General features: G+C 39.0%; 19 protein-coding genes. 11 read left to right on the forward strand and 8 right to left on the reverse strand.

Annotation, left to right across the window (positions count from 1 at the left end; translation table 11 throughout):
• Positions 1-148 precede the first annotated feature (148 nt).
• Together BS34_RS0100185 and BS34_RS0100190 are read right to left on the reverse strand one after the other, a co-directional pair.
• Positions 149-505, reverse strand: coding sequence for a PilZ domain-containing protein (locus BS34_RS0100185; RefSeq protein ID WP_029406540.1), 357 nt, complete (start codon positions 503-505; stop codon positions 149-151).
• Between the two features lie 107 nt (positions 506-612).
• Positions 613-954, reverse strand: coding sequence for a PilZ domain-containing protein (locus tag BS34_RS0100190; RefSeq protein WP_029406541.1), 342 nt, complete (start codon positions 952-954; stop codon positions 613-615).
• Positions 955-1,163: 209 nt separating this feature from the next.
• Between BS34_RS0100190 and BS34_RS0100195 the strand changes: the two genes are divergently transcribed.
• Entirely contained in the window at positions 1,164-1,694 is a 531-nt protein-coding gene (locus BS34_RS0100195) for a gamma carbonic anhydrase family protein (protein WP_199774085.1), read from the forward strand.
• A 27-nt stretch (positions 1,695-1,721) separates the two neighbouring features.
• Positions 1,722-2,981, forward strand: coding sequence for an MgtC/SapB family protein (locus BS34_RS0100200; RefSeq protein ID WP_051640591.1), 1,260 nt, complete (start codon positions 1,722-1,724; stop codon positions 2,979-2,981).
• Positions 2,982-3,077: 96 nt separating this feature from the next.
• On the opposite strand, the gene BS34_RS0100205 is transcribed toward BS34_RS0100200, so the two are convergent.
• From BS34_RS0100205 to hemB, 3 genes are all read right to left on the reverse strand, one after another.
• Positions 3,078-4,232, reverse strand: coding sequence for an IS4 family transposase (locus BS34_RS0100205; RefSeq protein WP_051640592.1), 1,155 nt, complete (start codon positions 4,230-4,232; stop codon positions 3,078-3,080).
• Positions 4,233-4,399: 167 nt separating this feature from the next.
• Positions 4,400-5,233, reverse strand: a complete 834-nt coding sequence (gene aroE, locus BS34_RS0100210) for a shikimate dehydrogenase (protein ID WP_029406545.1) — start codon at positions 5,231-5,233, stop codon at positions 4,400-4,402.
• 5 nt (positions 5,234-5,238) lie between these two features.
• Positions 5,239-6,249 carry a porphobilinogen synthase gene (gene hemB, locus BS34_RS0100215; protein WP_029406546.1) on the reverse strand — a complete coding sequence of 337 codons (1,011 nt, stop codon included), beginning with the start codon at positions 6,247-6,249 and terminating at the stop codon, positions 5,239-5,241.
• 103 nt (positions 6,250-6,352) lie between these two features.
• Between hemB and BS34_RS0100220 the strand changes: the two genes are divergently transcribed.
• The 9 genes from BS34_RS0100220 to BS34_RS0100260 all read left to right on the forward strand — a co-directional run bounded on the left by BS34_RS0100220 (position 6,353) and on the right by BS34_RS0100260 (position 13,765).
• On the forward strand, positions 6,353-6,802 hold the full coding sequence (locus tag BS34_RS0100220; RefSeq protein ID WP_233993120.1) for a hypothetical protein: 450 nt from the start codon (positions 6,353-6,355) through the stop codon (positions 6,800-6,802).
• Positions 6,803-7,056: 254 nt separating this feature from the next.
• A complete protein-coding gene (soxC, locus tag BS34_RS0100225; RefSeq protein ID WP_029406548.1) occupies positions 7,057-8,418 on the forward strand; it encodes a sulfite dehydrogenase in 1,362 nt (453 codons plus the stop codon).
• Positions 8,405-9,475, forward strand: coding sequence for a c-type cytochrome (locus BS34_RS0100230; protein ID WP_029406549.1), 1,071 nt, complete (start codon positions 8,405-8,407; stop codon positions 9,473-9,475). Before soxC ends, BS34_RS0100230 begins: the two co-directional genes overlap by 14 nt.
• A 504-nt stretch (positions 9,476-9,979) precedes the next feature.
• Complete coding sequence (gene moaA / locus BS34_RS0100235) at positions 9,980-10,981, forward strand: GTP 3',8-cyclase MoaA (protein WP_029406550.1); 1,002 nt, start codon at positions 9,980-9,982, stop codon at positions 10,979-10,981.
• 25 nt (positions 10,982-11,006) lie between these two features.
• Positions 11,007-11,255: a molybdopterin converting factor subunit 1 gene (moaD, locus tag BS34_RS0100240; RefSeq protein ID WP_029406551.1), complete on the forward strand. Its 249-nt coding sequence runs from the start codon at positions 11,007-11,009 to the stop codon at positions 11,253-11,255.
• Positions 11,256-11,258: 3 nt separating this feature from the next.
• Entirely contained in the window at positions 11,259-11,726 is a 468-nt protein-coding gene (moaE, locus tag BS34_RS0100245; protein ID WP_029406552.1) for a molybdopterin synthase catalytic subunit MoaE, read from the forward strand.
• Between the two features lie 98 nt (positions 11,727-11,824).
• Positions 11,825-13,030, forward strand: a complete 1,206-nt coding sequence (gene glp / locus BS34_RS0100250; protein WP_029406553.1) for a molybdopterin molybdotransferase MoeA — start codon at positions 11,825-11,827, stop codon at positions 13,028-13,030.
• A 1-nt stretch (position 13,031) separates the two neighbouring features.
• Positions 13,032-13,511, forward strand: coding sequence for a cyclic pyranopterin monophosphate synthase MoaC (moaC, locus tag BS34_RS0100255; protein WP_029406554.1), 480 nt, complete (start codon positions 13,032-13,034; stop codon positions 13,509-13,511).
• Positions 13,499-13,765 (forward strand): GIY-YIG nuclease family protein, encoded by a 267-nt coding sequence (locus tag BS34_RS0100260; RefSeq protein WP_029406555.1) that lies wholly within the window; start codon positions 13,499-13,501, stop codon positions 13,763-13,765. The genes moaC and BS34_RS0100260 overlap by 13 nt, the downstream gene beginning before the upstream one ends.
• 30 nt (positions 13,766-13,795) lie before the next feature.
• Here the strand turns inward: BS34_RS0100260 and BS34_RS0100265 are convergent, their stop codons facing one another.
• Genes BS34_RS0100265 through BS34_RS0100275 form a run of 3 tightly spaced genes read right to left on the reverse strand, consistent with a single transcriptional unit; the run spans position 13,796 to position 18,290 of the window.
• Positions 13,796-15,088: a porin family protein gene (locus BS34_RS0100265; RefSeq protein ID WP_029406556.1), complete on the reverse strand. Its 1,293-nt coding sequence runs from the start codon at positions 15,086-15,088 to the stop codon at positions 13,796-13,798.
• Entirely contained in the window at positions 15,085-17,436 is a 2,352-nt protein-coding gene (locus BS34_RS0100270; RefSeq protein WP_051640593.1) for a bifunctional diguanylate cyclase/phosphodiesterase, read from the reverse strand. The genes BS34_RS0100265 and BS34_RS0100270 overlap by 4 nt, the downstream gene beginning before the upstream one ends.
• Positions 17,433-18,290 (reverse strand): phosphate/phosphite/phosphonate ABC transporter substrate-binding protein, encoded by an 858-nt coding sequence (locus BS34_RS0100275; RefSeq protein ID WP_029406558.1) that lies wholly within the window; start codon positions 18,288-18,290, stop codon positions 17,433-17,435. Before BS34_RS0100275 ends, BS34_RS0100270 begins: the two co-directional genes overlap by 4 nt.
• Positions 18,291-18,495: the final 205 nt, after the last annotated feature.

Here is an 18,495-nt window from a genome sequence, read left to right on the forward strand (position 1 = left end):
TCTCGTGCAAAGGTCTCTTCTAATTTGTAATTAAAATTAAATGCAAACCGCTTTCGATTATACAAAAAATATTTAAAATTATATATTAAGGTTTTTTTGCTTGAGAATAGTTTGAAGAGGGGAGGATATTGAGAGAAGGGGAGGCGTGTTATCCAGGTATTGTTTCAAAAAATTTCTTATATTCAACAGTCTTATTGGCAATGCTACCACCAATATAATACTCAAAATCAACCTCATGACATGAGTGTACTTGCACCTTAAGGTTAACAGGAATCATGGTATTAGCCGATTTTCGTTCAAAAGTAATTTCGATTTGTTCATCAGCATTTAACGGAATGGCGGATAAAAAACCTATGCCACTTGATGAAAGATTAATAATGGTTGTGTAAACCGTATGGTCTTTTTGGATGAGTATGGATGGCAAATGAGCAGGAAGTCTAGCTTCTCTTCTACGATCTACGTAGTCTTTATTGTTATTAAGTGGTTGTAAAGGGTTATTTGCCATGAGCTTCATTAATCCAATGGTTAGTAATAATGAGTGAATAAACCAATATAGTTTAGCAAATCTAATTCAACATTATAATTAGTGAATAGACTTATTTATCGATTTTATTAAGCCGCCGTTAGTTGGTCAAATAATTTTAAATATTCTTGGCTAGGTTGTTCAATTCTAACACCAATATGACTTTCATTGCTGTAAGTAAAACAGTGTTTAATTTCAGCTTTAAATTGAAAGGGTTTCACTTCTTTATTTTCTTGGCTGCTTGGAATATCAAAGTGTATTTCAATGCGGCTGTGGATTTTTGGCATTTCGCTGGAAATAAAGCCAATACCATGACGAGAAAAATCTGTCATTGTTGCATAGATATTTTTATTATCAATAATCATTAGAACGGGTCTGCTAGAAGGTAAACGCAGGTTTTCACGTCTTTCTGCTTGATTGGCATTGGTCATATATTATTCTCGTTAGTCTTAGCCTTTGAGTTTTTATTATAGGTTAATTTTTTGAAAATTCTATATTTTGAAAATTCTAATAAATGGTTTTTGTTCTTTATTAATAAGTTTAGCATCTTACACATGCAAGTCATGAATCTATTATTACAAGCTTAGTATCTATCCATAAGCTAGGCTATAATCAAAATAGATTAAAAGGAGTGTTAATGATGGCAATTAGAAAATATAAATCGATTGAACCGCAATTATCCGAAGGGGCTTGGGTTGATGAAAGTGCCGTGGTAATTGGTAAATGTGTACTAGGTGAGGATGTTGGAATTTGGCCCAATGCGACTTTACGTGGGGATGTGAACGATATTGTGATTGGTGATCGCTCAAATATTCAAGATGGCGCAGTGGTTCATACCACCCATGAAAGTGATATATCGCAAGGCTCAAAATGCATTGTGGGTAAAGACGTGACGGTTGGGCATAATGCCGTGTTGCATGGTTGCATTATTGAGGATGAGTGTTTAATTGGTATGGGTGCAGTTGTTTTAGATAATGCTGTTGTACAAAAAAACGTGTTAGTTGGTGCTAATAGTTTAGTACCGCCAGGCAAGGTTTTAGAAAGCGGTTATTTGTATGTGGGTTCACCCGTAAAGCAAGCTCGTCCGTTAAATGAAAAGGAGTTGGCGTTTTTTAAATATTCTGCTAACCATTATGTAAAACTAAAAAATGATTTCCAGGCCGAAGAGTGATTTTAGATTGAATAGCATGGAAAGACTATGATTGCATTGCAACATGAGCTTTGGGCTCAATTGATACTTATTTTACTATTCAGTTTTTTAACGGGGTCTGAGTTAAGAGGCTATCAAAACAAGTTTCACGCGGACACGCAAGAATTGTCTTTGGGAACAGTAAGAACCCTGACTTTAACCGGGTTGATGGCAAGTGTGTTCTTTTTGGTTAACGAATGGCTGTACTTGTTGGGTTTTGCCGCTCTAGCGGTTCTTTTTTCACTGTTATATTGGCAACGTTTAAAACTTCAAAGCGGTAGTCTGCTGACTTTTTTGGTGTGGGCGTTAACCTATAGTTATGCGCCTCTCGTTATGATGCAACCCTTATGGTTAGCTTCTGGGGTTTTTGTGGTGATTGTTTTATTGCTTAACTCTAAGCAAGTCTTAAATGATTGGGAGCAAAAGGTTTCTAATGAAGAGCTAAACACCTTAGCTAAACTGGTTTTGTTAAGTGTTGTTATATTGCCATTATTACCTCAAGAGAACATTAATCAATGGCTTCCTGTTTCCCCGTTTAAAATTTGGTTAGCAGTGGTGGTGGTTTCTTCTGTCTCTTATTTAGGTTATGTCTCACAAAAGTTCTTTGTAAAAGACCAAGGGTTAATGGTAACAGGGATTTTGGGTGGATTATATTCTTCTACTGCAACGACCGTTGTTTTGGCTAAAAAGTCGATTGAATACCCGCGTTTAAGTTACAAAATGACGGCGGCTATTATTTCTGCAACGGGTTTAATGTATGTGAGGCTGTGGGTTATTGTCGCTTTATTTATGTGGAGTGTCGCCCTTGAGCTTTTGCCAATTATGCTTGGGTTAAGTGTGCTTGCTTTTGGCTTGTCATTTATTTACATTCAGGTTGAAAAGCGCAATGGTGAGCATAAGCACGTTGATAGTAGTGCGGCGCAAAACCCATTAGAGCTTAAAGTGGCCTTTATTTTTGCCGGCTTGTTTGTGCTGATGGCGGTGGTTACTCAGTTTGTTATGAGTCAATATGGTGATACAGGGGTTCGATATCTTTCGGCTTTAGTGGGCTTTACCGATATTGATCCTTTTGTGCTTTCAATTTTAAATGGTCAGTATGAGGCTCAAAACACCGTCATAGCGGGGGCGATTTTAATTGCCGCAGGTTCCAATAATTTACTTAAAGCGATTTATGCAATTGTATTAGGTGAGCCTAAAGCAGGGCGTTACTCTGCATTTTGGTTAGTGTTACTTGGCTTGATTAGTATTACCATTGGATGGCAGTTGTAATAGGATTGTCTTGCTTTGTGAGACCTTTGCACTGTTCTTAAATATAAACGACCAGGCCTGGCACTAGTGTCCGGAATAATATTTCAGTACCACAATTCATATACCAGCCTCCCATAGCGGAAGTTGGTATTTCTTAAACTCTTCCCGTTGTTGTTTTCGCCTAAAGTATTCACTCTGCTGAATAGGTCTTTCAAACAACCCATGAGCAAGCCGCCAAAACGTTACTCTCAACGGTTCTGCTGACTTATTTTTCATCTGTTCAAGCTTAATCAATAGATACACAATAAGGGCTGATAGCACTTGGATACGAACAGCATTACTGTTTTGGCCAATGAAGCTTTTGATTTTGAGGTGTTGTTTAATCCATTTAAAAAATAATTCAATTTGCCAGCGTTGCTTGTATAGATGGGCAATCTCTTGAGCTGAACGCTCGAAGTCATTGGTAATCAATACCAATTCACCTTTATTATCGTCACGTTTGACAACAACACGGCGCATCTGGAATTGACCAAGACGTTTTTTCTGGCTTGAACCACTAAACTCAATGCATTGGTCTTCAAGAATATGAGGGGCTTTTTCATCGAGTTCGTAGGATTGTATGACGGTAATTGCCGCTCTTTTTTTCAAACGACAGACCAGCTTGATTTTTTGGTCATTGAGCTTTTTCCACCAGAGGTAGTCTAAGTACCCTTTATCCATCACATAGGTTGAACCTGGTTCTAAATTCCACTCTCGTGCTTGAGTAATATCAGGAATATTGGCCTGTGTGATTTCAAAACAAACAGGGACTTGGTTGGATAGTTCTAGTTGCATATGCAGCTTAAAGCCTGTGACTCGAGAACCTTGTACTGCCCAGTCAAAACCTTTACCGAGCAGTTGAATTGGAGAAGAGTCTATTAGATAGGTAAAAGCGTGGAGTTCTTTTCGTAATTGTCGATTCACACCAGCCATGAGTTGTTGGCAAAGTGCTTGGTAGACATCAGCAGAGCGTTTACGGTTTGCTTCAGATAATGTGCTGCGTTTCAGCTCTTTTACGCCTAAGTGGTAGTGGTGAGAGGATTGGGCGTTAAACCCTTCAACCAACTGGCGTAATGATTTAGTGCCACTAAGTTGTGCGTACATCATCGCGACTAATTGATTCCAGCTACTAAACCCTTTGGCGTGTTTATCGGTTTGATATTGATGAACAAGTGATTGAAAAGTGGTACGAATGGGTTTTAAAAATTGGGCAAATCGGGTAGAGTTAAACATAGCCGTAATCTCATTGTTTTTGAAGTCTATTTCGTGGTGGAAATACTTCTATCCTAGGAGTTACGGCTTTTTTGTCAAGGCTTTTAATATTTATTCCGGACACTAGTGCCAGGCCTGGTAATTTATATTTAAGTAAGAAATGTGCAAGGGTTACAAGTAAGGTGTTTTTAAACGAGAGTTTCTCTTACTTGTTTTATGATTGTTGCTGTTTCAGGTCTGACACCACGCCAAATATAAAATGCCTCGGCCGCTTGACCCACTAGCATGCCTAAACCATCCATGGTTTTACAGCTAGGTTGCGCTTGTTTTGCCCAATCCATAAAAATGGTTGGTTTAGCGCCATACATCATGTCGTAGACTAAGCTATCTTGACCAATAACGGTATCTGAAATTGGTGGCAGTTTACCCTCTAAACTTGCAGATGTTCCATTAATAATAATATCAAACGTGTGTTCTGGAATATCCTCCCAGCCACTTGCCGTAATGGGTGTTGGGGTTTTAAAACGCTCACCTAAAACTTGAGCCCGTTTAGCGGTACGATTTGCAATATGTACCAGGCCTGGTTGCTTTTCTAGCAACGGTTCTAAAATACCTTGAACGGCACCTCCTGCGCCTAAAATGAGTACTTTTTTATCTTTAAATGAGGTTTGACCATTGATTTCAATGTCATTGACTAAGCCAATACCATCAGTGTTCTCACCAGAGATGGTTCCATCCTCATTAAATGTATAGGTGTTAACAGCGTGAGCTGTTTGTGCCCGGCTGCTTAATTTATCAGCAAACTCAAACCCATCTAATTTGTAAGGGACGGTAATATTAAGGCCTTTATAGCCTTGGTTTTTAAGATTGGCCACTTCCCATCTAAAGGAGGTTTCTTCAGAATCGATTAAAATGGCTTCATAAACTAAATCTTGTTGAGTTTGTTCAGCAAATAACCGATGGATAAGAGGTGACTTTGAATGGCCAATTGGAAAACCAACGACTGCATATTTATCTGTCATTATGATTAACCTTGTTGCGCTTCTTTTAACCAAATCGCAGCTAGTTTGGCGTAGTAAGTTAAAATGCCATCTGCGCCAGCACGTTTACAGCTTAATAAGGTTTCTAACACCACTGCTTTTTCATCAAGCCAGCCATTTTGAGATGCCGCTTTTAACATCGCATATTCACCACTTACGTGATACACATAGGTAGGCGCTTTAAATTCATTTTTAATATCACGCACAATATCTAAGTACGGAATACCGGGTTTAATCATCACCATGTCCGCACCTTCGTTTAAATCTAAAGAGACTTCATGAAGCGCTTCGTTACGATTGGCTGGGTCCATTTGGTAGGTGTTTTTATTGCCTTTACCTAAGTTGCCTGCTGAGCCCACGGCATCGCGGAAAGGGCCGTAAAAAGAAGAAGCATATTTGGCAGAATAGGCCATAATGCGAGTATTAATATGCCCATGTTCTTCAAGCAATTCTCTAATCTCAATAATACGTCCATCCATCATATCTGATGGGGCAACCACATCCGCTCCCGCTTCGGCGTGTGACAATGCTTGTTGCATTAATGCATCAATCGTATCGTCATTTAAGACATAGCCACTTTCATCAATAATGCCATCTTGACCATGAGTAGTAAATGGATCCAAAGCCACATCGGTCATAACCCCTAGATCAGGGCAAGCCGCTTTAACCGCACGTACTGCTCTTTGAGCTAAACCTTCGGGATTGTATGCTTCTTCTGCAGTTAAAGATTTAACCTCAGTTGGTGTGACGGGAAAGAGCGCAATCATTGGAATGCCTAATGCATGAATCTCTTTGGCTTCTGCTACTAAAAGGTCTATACTCAGTCTCTCAACTCCAGGCATAGATTTGACAGGTTCACGACTATTGTGACCTTCGATAACAAACATAGGCAAAATCAGGTCGTTGCTAGTCAGTACGTTTTCGCGCATTAAGCGGCGAGAGAACTCATCTTTTCGCATGCGACGCATACGCGTAATAGGGAATTGGCGATCAATCATGGTTTGCACCTTGTTTTTTTATATATGGCTGTATTGGAGTGAATAGATTTTATTGTGAAGCAAATGATACCTTTCACAGCATTAAAAATAAAGGAACCTGAGTGTGGATAATTTAATGGAATACGTTTTTTTTGATGAAAGTTTAGCCAAACGTTTTCAGCAGTATTGTAATGGATTAGGAATAAAAACTGACTTAGAAGCCGACGTGACTCATACGGATGATGATTCTTTTACCATTAAAATTGTAGAAGAATTAAGTGAAGAGACGACTGAAAAAATAGAAGAAGAATATGGTGAAATGCTGTTTGGAGAACAAGCTTCGATGGTGGAAGGCAATGATGATGCTGGAGCCATTGCTGATGCTTGCGGAGTTCAGGTTCAGCTTCAGTCAGGTCAATTTACCACAGTAGCGATTCACCCAGAGGTTATGAATAAAATTCTATCGGTACTAACGATTGATGAATTGCAGCAATTTTTAAGTCAAGTGGCTGAAGATATTGAAAATCCAAAAATGGGGCCAATATGTTCTCGCAAAGACTTACCCACTACATAGTGTGTTTTTAGGGTAAATTTTAAACATTATAGAAACTACACAAACACCTTATAAAAAAATTATATAAGAGAATCCTAATTTTTCTTGTGTTTGGACTTGCAGTTGTAAATTTTAATATTTATTATAGCTAGCCAGCAATAACTGTATTGGCTTGGTTGTTTTCAACTAATTGGCAATCAGGCTATTAAGATAATGTAAACTCTTGAATCTGGGGTGTTACTTAATTAAGAAGTAAGGCCATCAAGGAGCAATAAATGACAGATCAAATCGTAGAAAAGGTTGCAGTACAGACTGATGACAGTCGCAACCAAGGTCGACGCGCCTTTTTAAAAGGTAGTGCGGCTGTAGCTGGTGGTGTGATGTTCACTAAAGCAGCTAGTGCAGCAGAAGGTGCTGGTTATGATGCTAAGAAAGCAGTAGCCCCTTATGCTGGTAAAGAAGAAATTACAACCGTATTACAAGATGGAGCGGCTCGAAAGTCTCTTGGTTTTGGTGTTCGTAAGTATCCATACGGAATGCCTTCTCCTTTTGAAAAAGAAGTTCAGCGTCGTACACTTGAGTGGTTAACACCAGATTCAATGGCGTCTATCACAATGTCTCCAATTCACCAGTTAAATGGTATTATCACGCCAAACGGTTTGCACTTTGAACGTTACCATGGTGGTGTACCAACTATTAACCCTGAAGAGCACCGTCTAGTTATTCACGGTCTTGTTGAACGTCCATTAATCTTTACTATGGATGATCTTAAGCGTTTCCCTTCAGTATCACGTATTCACTTCATCGAATGTCCTGCTAACGGAGCATTAGAGTGGAAAGGTGTTCAGTTGAACTCAGTTCAGTGGACTCACGGTATGATGTCTTGTGTTGAATACACAGGTGTTCGTCTATCTGACCTATTGAAAGAAGCGGGTATTAAGCCAGAAGGTAAGTGGATTATTCCTGAAGGTGCTGATGCATCTGGTATGTCTCGTTCACTTCCTCTTGAGTTAGCTATGGATGATTGTTTCGTAGCTTATGCTCAGAACGGTGAAGCGTTACGTCGTGAACAAGGTTACCCAATTCGTTTAGTTGTTCCTGGTTGTGAAGCAAACATGTGGGTTAAATACCTACGTCGTATCATGGTTCACGATGTTCCTTTACAACACCGTGAAGAAACTTCTAAATATACAGAGTTAATGCCTGATGGAACTGCACAGCGTTTCTCATGGTATATGGAAGCAAACTCAGTAATTACCTACCCATCTCCGGACTTTAAAATGCAAGGTCCTGGTACATACTATATTCGTGGTATAGCTTGGTCAGGTCGTGGTAAAGTTGCTCACGTTGATGTTTCATTTGACGGTGGTAAAAACTGGAAAGAAGCTCACTTCACATCTCCTGTATTAGATAAAGCTTGGACACGTTTCGAAGTTGAGTGGGAATGGGATGGTTCAGAAGCATTCTTAATGAGCCGTGTTACTGATGAAACTGGTTATGTACAACCTCCTATGCCGCAAATGCGTAACTTAGAAGGTACTAACAACGTTTATCACCGTACAGCTATGGTTACATGGCGTGTGCACGCATGGGAAAATGGTAAAAGCGGAGGCATGGTAGAAAATGTTCAGTACTAAAAAAACGTTAGTTGTAACTATGGTTACAGCATTATTCTCAGGTTCTGTTTTAGCTATGTCTGGAAATTCAGACACTAATGCAGCATCGGGTGAAAAAATTGATGGTAAATACGCTGCAAATTATGAGCAAATCATTAAAGATGCAGACGGTAAATACCTTGATTCTCAAGTTATCGAAGCGATTCTTGGTAAAGATGCCGCTTACGGTCGTAATGGTTTAGAAGGTAAGTTAGATCCTGCTAACCCTTATTCATTTGAAGTTGAAGACAGTATCGATGGTGGTAACCACGGTAATTCTCAATGTAAAGTTCCTGCGGCTTTCGTTGACGTGCATGATTCAGCTAATAAACACTTCCACAATGATTCTAAGTTTGTTGCCAAAGGGTTTGGTACGCCAATCGCTGAAGCAGCTTTATCAAAATGGAATATTAGCGTTGATGGTGATGGTAAAGGTTTACCTGATTCTAAAGTTGGTATGACTGTAGAAGAAGGTGGTAAGGTTTACGTTCAGTTCTGTGCGATGTGTCACGGTGAATTTGGTGAGGGAGCTAAGGGTTATTTAGCTTTAGCAGTAGATGAAGATTTAGTGACTTCAGATTTTACTGATCCAGCACCACAGAAAGCAGTAGGTAACTACTGGCCTTATGCTACGACATTGTTTGATTACATTCGTCGTACAATGCCATTCTGGACACCAAATGCGCCTTACATCGGCGATGCTGGTTACATGGGCATGGTTGGTTACATTCTGCAGTCTAACTATGTTCCAATGGATGCAGAAGGTACTGAATTAGAAGATGATACTTTCTTCAACGCTGACGTTCTTATGAAAATGAACAAATTCATGAAGAACCAAGGTAACTTCTTCTGTGATCACCGTCCAGTTATCCATAATGCTCGTTGTATGACGAACTGTGACGACGCTCTTGTTGGTAACGGTAAAGGTGATATTCACAGCTATCGTCAAGCACGTAAACTACCTGATGGAACCCCTCAGTACAACGTTCCTCAGCGTTTACATGAAGATAAGCCAGGTGTAGGTCACGCCGGAATGTAATTTTTAAGCGGCTGAAAAGTCGCTTAGTACCGCAATCTCATCGTTAGAATCTAGTCACTGACCAATGTCAGCTCCTAGATTCTGCCTTGATCTTACGGTACTAAGACCCTTTCAGCTAGTTTAAAAAACATTTTTTAAGAACCCGCTATTACTTTTGTAATTGCGGGTTTTTTTATGTCTGCTGTTTCTGTATTCTTTTCTAAGTTACCAGGCCTGGTAAGATTCTAAATTCAATAAAAACAAGGTTTTAATTTAAATGAGACCTTTGCACGAGAGTATGTACGAGTAAAAATGGTTAAAATTCACCTGCTTTTTGTTGAAAAACTTGTGAATAGCTAGCTATTCACTGCGTTTCTCGCCGCAACCAGGCAAATTTTCTCTCATTTTTCTTTCGCACCTATCTCGTGCAAAGGTCTCAAAATAAATCATTGAACTCTAATGTAAATTTCGTGTAAAATGCGTTATTCCCTCTTGGCTATAACGCTGACGAAAAAAGATATAATTATGCGTAAAGAATTGATAGATCCCTTTAACAGAAAAATTGAGTATGTAAGAGTTTCAGTAACGGATAAATGTAATTACCGTTGTGGTTACTGTATGCCTGAACAAGGTGTGCATCCAGATGGTACACACACTGAATATCTGTCCTATGATGAACTTGCTAGAATTATTAAAGCGTTTGTTAATCTTGGTGTTGCTAAAGTTCGAATCACAGGTGGTGAACCTTTAGTTCGTAAAAATTTATCCAGTTTAGTTGAACAAATAAGCGAGTATGAAGGGTTAGAAGATATTGCGTTATCGACTAATGCGCATCACTTGGGACGAGAAGCTGAAGCTTTGACTAAAGCCGGAATCACTCGTTGTAATATTTCAATTGATTCGCTTAAAGTGGAGCGTTTTAACAAAATTACTCGTGGCGGTGATTTAGTTAAGGTATTAGCGGGTGTGGATAAAGCTTTAGAAGTTGGCATGAAACCGGTTAAATTCAATATGGTCGTTATGAAAGGTACCAATGACGACGAAATTGAAGCAATGGTGGATTACGGGTTAGAAAAAGGGGTGGAAGTCCGTTTTATTGAGACCATGCCAATTGGCCCTGCTGGCGTGAGCATGATGGATCAGCATTATCCTGCAGATAAGATCTTAGCCAGAGTTAAAAAACATGTAGGAGCAGACTTAATTCCCTCTTCTGGTAAAAGCCATGATGGACCTTCCCGTAATTTTCTAATATCGGGTACTAATACCAAAATTGGGGTTATTTCGGCGGTATCACAGCATTTTTGCGAAACCTGTAACCGTGTTCGGTTAACCGCAAAAGGCGTGTTAGCACTCTGTTTAGGGCAAGAAGATTCAGTAGATTTAAGAACGCCATTACGAAATGGTGTAACGGATGAAGAGCTAGAAAAAATCATTACTGATGCCATGCTTAAAAAACCAGAAAAGCACTTCTTTAATGAAAATGTTCACAATATAGAATTTAGACAAATGGTTCAACTAGGCGGTTAACCGCAGTTTTGAATAGGAAAATAAAATGGTAAATGTATTATATTTTGCAAGCTTTAGAGAGATGTTAGGTAAAGCCAACGAGCAGATTGATGCGGAGCATAGCACGGTAGAATGTTTAATTGAAAGCCTAGCAACACGTGGCGAAAACTGGCAAAAAGCGTTACTAGAAAATAAGAATTTACAAATAGCGGTTAATCATGATGTAGCGCAAAGAGATACACAGATTAAATCCGGTGATGAAGTCGCCTTTTTCCCACCTGTTACTGGCGGTTAATCGATGAGCGAATTTCCATACGTCAAAATCCAAGAAGAAGATTTTGATTTAACTTCAGAAGTTGCCGCTTTAAGAAAAGGGCATAAAGATATCGGTGCTGTGGTGAGTTTTGTTGGAACCGTTAGAGATATAAATGAAGGTGATGAAGTTAGCATTTTAGAGCTCGAGCATTATCCCGAAATGACTGAAAAAGCGCTAGAAAAGATTAGACTAGAAGCACATCAACGCTGGGAGTTAGAATCGAGTCTAATAATCCATCGAATTGGCAAAATGTATCCAACGGACCAAATTGTGTTGGTTGCAGTCTCCAGTCGACATCGTGAAAATGCTTTTTATGCCTCACATTTTATAATGGACTATTTAAAAACTAATGCGCCATTTTGGAAAAAAGAAACCTTTCCTGATGGTGAAGAGCGTTGGGTTGATGCCCGAGTCACCGACAAAGAAGCTGAAAAACGTTGGATGAAATAGCTGGCTGAAATAGTCCAAACCCTATAAAAATTTATATAAACTTTATATCTCCCTGCTTAAGCAGGGATTTTTTTAAGAAAATATCTCCAAGGTATACTATGAAAACATTTGATGAAGCGCTGCATTTTTTAATTACCCAAGCGACACCAACAAATCAAACGGAAACGATTTCGATTTTTGATGCATTAGGTCGAGTATTGGCTAAGCCCATTGTTTCACCAGTTAATGTTCCTCCGCATGATAACAGTATGATGGATGGCTATGCTTTGCATAGTTTTGATCTTGAGCATAATACCGATTTTGAAGTGAGTCAGCGAATCCCAGCGGGAACGACTCCCCAAGTGCTAAAAACTGGCACAGCCGCACGAATTTTTACTGGCGCACCCATTCCAGAAGGTGCCAATATTGTTGTAATGCAAGAAGAGACAGAAGTGCTTTCTGATGATTATATAAAAATCACCGCCAAATCAACAAAACTAGGGCAAAACATTCGAGTGATTGGGGAAGATATTCAAGAGAATGCCACCATTTTAAAACCGGGTCATAAACTACGTCCCCAAGATTTGGGTTTAATCACCTCTATAGGCTTTGATAAAGTTACCGTTTATCAACCCTTAACCATTGCTACATTTACCACCGGTGATGAACTTTTAGAACCAGGTGAGGTAGCTCAACCAGGTAAAATCTATAATGCTAACCGTTATGTATTAGCAGGCCTGGTTCCTCAGTTAGGCTTTAAATTGGTTGATCTTGGAAGAGTTGAGGATACTATTGAAGCGACCATTGAAGCCATGAAAAAAGCCGCTTCACTTGCGGATGTTGTGATTACAACAGGAGGCGTTTCTGTTGGTGAGGAAGATCATATCAAGCCTGCCATTGAACAATTAGGTTCATTGGATATGTGGAAAGTTAAAATGAAACCAGGTAAACCGATTGCCTATGGTGATATTCAAGGTACCCCATTTATTGGATTACCGGGAAATCCCGTTTCAGCCTTTGCAACCTTTAATCTATTTGCGCGCCCTTACCTGCTTAAAATGCAGGGATCGAATGTTCTTAAAGCTAAACCTATTTGGCTAGAGGCAGACTTTGAATGGTTAAAATCTGGCTTTAGACGTGAATTTGCTCGAGCAAAATTAATTAATAAAAACCAAAAAAGTGTTGTTGAAATTTATCCAAATCAAGGTTCTGGTGTATTAACCTCAACCGTTTGGGCCGATGGTTTTGTGGTGATTCCTGAAGAGACTCAAGTTCATAAAGGCGATAAAGTCGCGTTTTACCCTTTTAACCCAGTGGATGAATAAAATGTCAGATAACGTATTAACGCACCTTGATGAAAAAGGCCAAGCACGCATGGTTGATGTCAGTGAAAAAGCGCATACAGAGCGTTCAGCCACCGCTACAGCCACTATTTATATGCAGCCAGAAACCTTAAAGATGATTGTTGAAGGTAAACACAAAAAAGGTGATGTCATGGCCACCGCTCGCATTGCGGGGATTATGGCGGCAAAACGCACCCCCGATTTAATTCCCATGTGTCATCCGTTAATGATTACTTCGGTAAAAGTAGAATTAACGCCAGATTTAGAAAACAGCTGTGTACTTATTAATGCGACTTGCAAAACAGTTGGTCAAACAGGCATCGAAATAGAAGCCTTAACCTCGGCTTCAACGGCAGCCTTGACTCTTTATGATATGTGTAAAGCGGTTGACCGAGGCATGGTGATTGACCAAGTGAAATTGTTAGAAAAAATTGGCGGAAAATCAGGCCATTGGACTCGTTAAATTCATCTGACCAGGCCTGGTATGTTTATTTACTGCGTTGTGCAGATAACAGCTTATATTGCGGTATAACAACGAATATTGAAAAACGTCTGCGACAGCACAATGGTGAATTAACAGGTGGTGCTAAATACACTAAAGCCCGTAAACCCTGCCAGTTAGTTTACTCGGAAAAAAGTGAGACAAGAAGTTCTGCATCAAAGCGTGAATATGAAATAAAACAGATGTCTAAAACAGCTAAAGAAGCGCTGTTTTAGACAGAGGTATTTAGTGAGTTAAGTTGGTGGTTAAAGTTTAAAGAAATGAAAGAGCTGTACTGAAATACGATTATCTAATCCTTTTGCAGCAATATTGATTGGATGTGTTGAACTTTGATGTGGCGCTTCAAAGCTACGCACTTCATAGTTAAATATCATTTTGCATTTAGGTGCATAGAACCAATTTAAACCAAGGGTTAGATTGTCAAAACGAACTTCTGTTGGTGATTCTGTATCGCGATAGGTTTGATCATATCGTGCTCTAACTTCAAAATCTTGATTGACTCGATACCCGATATCTCCCCACCAACCATTAGCTTTTGCTTCAGGTTTTATATTAAAGGTAGCAATGTTTCCATCATTACCGACTGCACCAGGAATAGCTCCTCCATCTGTGCCAAAAGAAATCATACCATCGGCATTAATGTATTCTAAAGTGCTAGACCATTTGTCCCGTTTGTAAGTCATTCCTAACCCTTCGCGCATTCGATAGTAATCACCAGCATCTGAGGTGGTTAGAGTACGTTTACCATTGCGGTACCAAGCAAAGAGTTTTAAGCCTTGTCTTTGTTTGCCTTTGCCAGCAAAGATTTTTTCAGAAGACCAGTATAGATTGATGTCTTTGTCACTATTGTTGTCACTTCGCATCAAACCATTGCCATTACTAATCATCATAGCCCAAGTGTGTTCCCAGTCTTGACGTTGGTAAGAGTCAAAAAGCTGGACGCCAATATCACGGAAGGTATCAACGGTTCCATTACGGTAGTTGGCATCGGTGGTTGAGGCGGGTAGGCCACTGCCATCAAAAAAGCTTTCTAGTACCAGCATGGCAGAAGGTAGAGCAAAGTTAGTGTAATCATATTTAGCTTGTTGCGCTTCTTCACTACTTGGATTTTTAAATTGACCAAATCGTAGGTTTGGCCCTAAATAATTAGTCGTCAGTGAGGCATCTAATGCCACAGCAAGCTTGTCTTCACTGCGAGTGATAACTCCGTTTCCAAATTCAACCAGGCCTGAATAATTCCAGTATTGGTTGATTCGCCCGCGTGTTCCCAAGCGAGCTCTAAATATATTAATATTTGAACTGTCGCGGTTAGTTGGGCGAATCGTGTTACCAAAAGAATTTTGTCCTTGCCAGTTTCCGGCTGGAATTTTTGTACCGTCGGTCATTTGAAATTCAGGTTGAAACCAGGCAAATGTTTTATTAGTCACTTCTGTACCGGGCTTTTCTGTCCCCATGATATTAATCCAGTTTACGGCATAGGCTGAAGAGCTAAAAGCGGTCAGAAGTAGATAGTATGGAAGTAACTGTGTATGTTTCATTGAGGGTCTCCAGAGCTCGATTTTGGGGCTAAATATAATGCTGGATGTTCTTTCTGAGGTTTGTCTAGGTGATAGCCTTGTACCATATCGATACCTAGTTTTATACACTCTTGTAATATGTCTTCATTTTCCACAAATTCTGCAATGGTTTGTTTACCCAAGCCTTTCGCTACATTTACGATACTTTCAACAAATAATCGGTTCTCGAAAGAAGAATCTAAATCTTTAATAAAAGTGCCGTCGATTTTAAGTACATCTACATTGAGGTATTTAAGGTATGAAAAGGAAGCAAATCCGGTCCCAAAATCATCTAAACAGATAGTACAGCCAATATTTCGTAACGATTCAATAAATACTCTGGCATCTTGAATATCACAAACGGTTTCGGTTTCTGTGAGCTCTATCAATAATCGTTCAGGTGGAATTTCATGGAGCTGCATTAATTCGTTTATATAGGAAGGTAAAGTGATGTCATCAAAAGACTTACCTGAAATGTTAATGGCGATAGAAGGCATTTGAGGGTAAGAGGCTAATGTTTCAATAGCATGACGAATAACATAGCGATCAATTTCAAGGATTTGTCCACTCTTTTCAGCAACTGGAATAAATCGATCGGGGTAAATAAGTTGGCCTTCCAGCGCTTTGTCTTTTAATCGAATAAGGGATTCAAGGTGATGAATATCATTATTATCACAGTTATAGATACCTTGGTAATGAATTTCAAAGCCACTGTTTTTTAATGCAAAGTCAATGCTATCTTTCCAAGATAGACGAGCAAATTCTTTATCCATATCAGAAGTCTCGGGATTGTAAATACAGAATGTATTCTTTCCTCGTGCTTTAGCTTGGTACATGGCAATATCAGCATGTGATGTTAAGAGCTCAGGATCATGACTTGGTTCAGGGTAGTAAGAAATACCAATACTGGTAGTCAGGCGAATAGTATCTCCATTAAAATGATGGTAAGTCTCAGCCATGGAATCAAGGATTCTCTGGGCAAGTTCTTCTGCTTCAGATGGCGTATCAACCAGAGATAATAGAGCAAATTCGTCGCCACCTAAACGACATAACCACTCCTCTTCACGAATTAGGTTTTTAACGGTATTAGCAATTAATATTAATGCCTCATCCCCTCTTGCGTGGCCATAGGTATCGTTAATGAGTTTAAATTCGTCAATATCAAAAAACAGCAATGCTAAAAAGTGACCACGACGTTTTGCATACGATGCCATGTGTTTGATTTCTACATTAAATGAGTGGCGATTGTATAGCCCTGTTAATGCATCATAAGCCGCCATATGATGTAACTCTTGTTGCATTTGACGCTCATTGGTAATGTCTTCATAGATCCACAAGTGACCATTACCAGCTTCTGTTTGATGAACTAGCATGTGAGACTCCAGCACAATTTTTCCATTACTCAAAAGGTATTCATGAAGCTCTTCATCAGTATTTGTTGGTTTTAGCTGTTTTCGTTTGACGATATTTAAAGGTGACTGATTAAGAACAAATTCCAGTGAAGTATTATGAATATTATCTTCAGTGTTTAAATGCCAAATAGAGCAGAAGGCCGAGTTGTAGTATTTAATATTTTTAGCTGAGGTTTCAAATAACACCCCTAAATGCATTGTATTTAGCAATGAACTTAACCTGTTTTGTTCTAATTGCAGTTCAGAGGTACGTTCTTGGATGGCCAGTCTCATATTATTAAAACTTTGGGTTAATTGTCCGACTTCATCATCACGGGTAACGGGAAGATTTGCGGAATCATTGCCTTGACTAATCGCTTGACTGGCGATAGTCAGAGTTTTTAACTCTTTGGTTAAATAACGCATAATTAGGCTAACCAGTAGAAAAGCCGCCAAAATCGCAATCACAAGAGAAATAATAATTTCAGTTTGAAGTTTTTGTTTTAACGCCTCATATCGATCAAATTTAAATGTGTACACAACACTGCCTACTTTTTCACCTGCTAAGTTAAGGTCAATTGTTGTACTTAATTCCTTTAATGCAACCGGTGCTTCTTGTGCGGTTGAATTAGTATGGCTTTCCATATGAACAGCAGTATGACCGAAGGCATCCTGTACTTTAATGTTTTGGATTTCAGGATAATTTTTTTCTAGCTCTTTTAGAAGGTGTTGAGCTCTAGCAAAATCTTGAGAAAACAAAAGAGGCGAGAGGGATGCATTCAAAAAATCATTTATTTGCGTGATATTACGATTTTCTTCTGTTTGAGAAAAATCATCTAATAAACTTGTTAAGTTGATAATTAGCAGTAAAGAAAGTGCTCCTAATACGGCACTTATACTTGCAATAACTCGGTTGGATAATGACTTGAAACCTATCATTTGGACTGCTTTGCTTGTTGTATTGCATTTAGGTATTTATCAAGAGTTTTTAGGTCTTGAGGGGTTTTCTCTCGAGCACCTTTTAAACCCGTTTTTTTAAAATAGGTTTTGCCTGGTTGTGTATTTTGAAAGTTTAAAAAGTGCTGCTTTAACTGGCTTATCATTTTGCTTCCAAGCCGAGGATTTGCCATAACGGCAAACCCTGGAATGTTCTCTGATTGTGTGAGCTTAATAATGGTTTCTCGTCCTGGTGGTTTAAACTTTGACCAAGTTGGTTTACCAAATGCAGCGATTGGTGTGAGATTATTTATGACAGCAAGCATTGCATTGTTGTGTGAATTTACTTCTTTAATAGTAATGTCGACACTCGGCGTTAGGCCAGCTTCTTTGAGTTTATGGAGTGCAAGTTGATGAATAATCGCTGTTTTTGGAGGCAATGCGATTGTTTGGCCTTTAAAATCGGCAAGTGTTTTAGATTGGTTATTCTGTTTTACCGCAAACACCGCATAAGAGATATTTGATGTGAACCCCAACCATTGGTAGTTGGCTTGTTTTTCTGCAAGTCTTCCTAAATGTGGTGCTGTAATTAAGATGTCATACCAGCCATTTTTAGTGTTTTGTTTAAAGGTTTTAAAGTTTGCAGCAGAAAGCATCTGAATAGGTTCTGTAGTACATTCTTGAAAATAGTTTTTTAGGGGGCGGTGGAGCTTTGCTAGGTAGCCTGGATTAGCATAAGGGAAAACACCCAATTTTAAGATGTTATCTTGCGTATAGGCATTAAAAGGAATCAGCAGACAAAAGACAATCCAAAGTAATGCTTTAATGTGATTGTGCAATAATATAAGCAAATTCAAACTAATGACCTTCTCTTGAAATAAATACCCTTTTAATTTTATAGTAAACAAACTTCAAATACTACAAAGGTCACACCTGATAAAAAAGTTTAATAATTGTCGAAAATTGGTAATGTTGAATTTATTTATTGATGCCTTAAACTAAAAAAGCCATGGATGATAAAACATCCATGGCTTTTGATTAACTCGCTCTTTTTAAGATTGA

Source organism: Thiomicrorhabdus sp. Milos-T2 (assembly GCF_000702325.1).
Classification (GTDB): Bacteria; Pseudomonadota; Gammaproteobacteria; order Thiomicrospirales; family Thiomicrospiraceae; genus Thiomicrorhabdus.

Excerpts from the sequence above, each read along its gene's own strand:
- BS34_RS0100185 (WP_029406540.1), bottom strand. The coding sequence starts at position 505 with ATGGCAAATAACCCTTTACAACCACTTAATAACAATAAAGACTACGTA.
- BS34_RS0100190 (WP_029406541.1), bottom strand. The coding sequence starts at position 954 with ATGACCAATGCCAATCAAGCAGAAAGACGTGAAAACCTGCGTTTACCT.
- BS34_RS0100195 (WP_199774085.1), top strand. The coding sequence starts at position 1,164 with ATGGCAATTAGAAAATATAAATCGATTGAACCGCAATTATCCGAAGGG.
- BS34_RS0100200 (WP_051640591.1), top strand. The coding sequence starts at position 1,722 with ATGATTGCATTGCAACATGAGCTTTGGGCTCAATTGATACTTATTTTA.
- BS34_RS0100205 (WP_051640592.1), bottom strand. The coding sequence starts at position 4,232 with ATGTTTAACTCTACCCGATTTGCCCAATTTTTAAAACCCATTCGTACC.
- aroE (WP_029406545.1), bottom strand. The coding sequence starts at position 5,233 with ATGACAGATAAATATGCAGTCGTTGGTTTTCCAATTGGCCATTCAAAG.
- hemB (WP_029406546.1), bottom strand. The coding sequence starts at position 6,249 with ATGATTGATCGCCAATTCCCTATTACGCGTATGCGTCGCATGCGAAAA.
- soxC (WP_029406548.1), top strand. The coding sequence starts at position 7,057 with ATGACAGATCAAATCGTAGAAAAGGTTGCAGTACAGACTGATGACAGT.
- BS34_RS0100230 (WP_029406549.1), top strand. The coding sequence starts at position 8,405 with ATGTTCAGTACTAAAAAAACGTTAGTTGTAACTATGGTTACAGCATTA.
- moaA (WP_029406550.1), top strand. The coding sequence starts at position 9,980 with ATGCGTAAAGAATTGATAGATCCCTTTAACAGAAAAATTGAGTATGTA.
- moaD (WP_029406551.1), top strand. The coding sequence starts at position 11,007 with ATGGTAAATGTATTATATTTTGCAAGCTTTAGAGAGATGTTAGGTAAA.
- moaE (WP_029406552.1), top strand. The coding sequence starts at position 11,259 with ATGAGCGAATTTCCATACGTCAAAATCCAAGAAGAAGATTTTGATTTA.
- glp (WP_029406553.1), top strand. The coding sequence starts at position 11,825 with ATGAAAACATTTGATGAAGCGCTGCATTTTTTAATTACCCAAGCGACA.
- moaC (WP_029406554.1), top strand. The coding sequence starts at position 13,032 with ATGTCAGATAACGTATTAACGCACCTTGATGAAAAAGGCCAAGCACGC.
- BS34_RS0100265 (WP_029406556.1), bottom strand. The coding sequence starts at position 15,088 with ATGAAACATACACAGTTACTTCCATACTATCTACTTCTGACCGCTTTT.
- BS34_RS0100270 (WP_051640593.1), bottom strand. The coding sequence starts at position 17,436 with ATGATAGGTTTCAAGTCATTATCCAACCGAGTTATTGCAAGTATAAGT.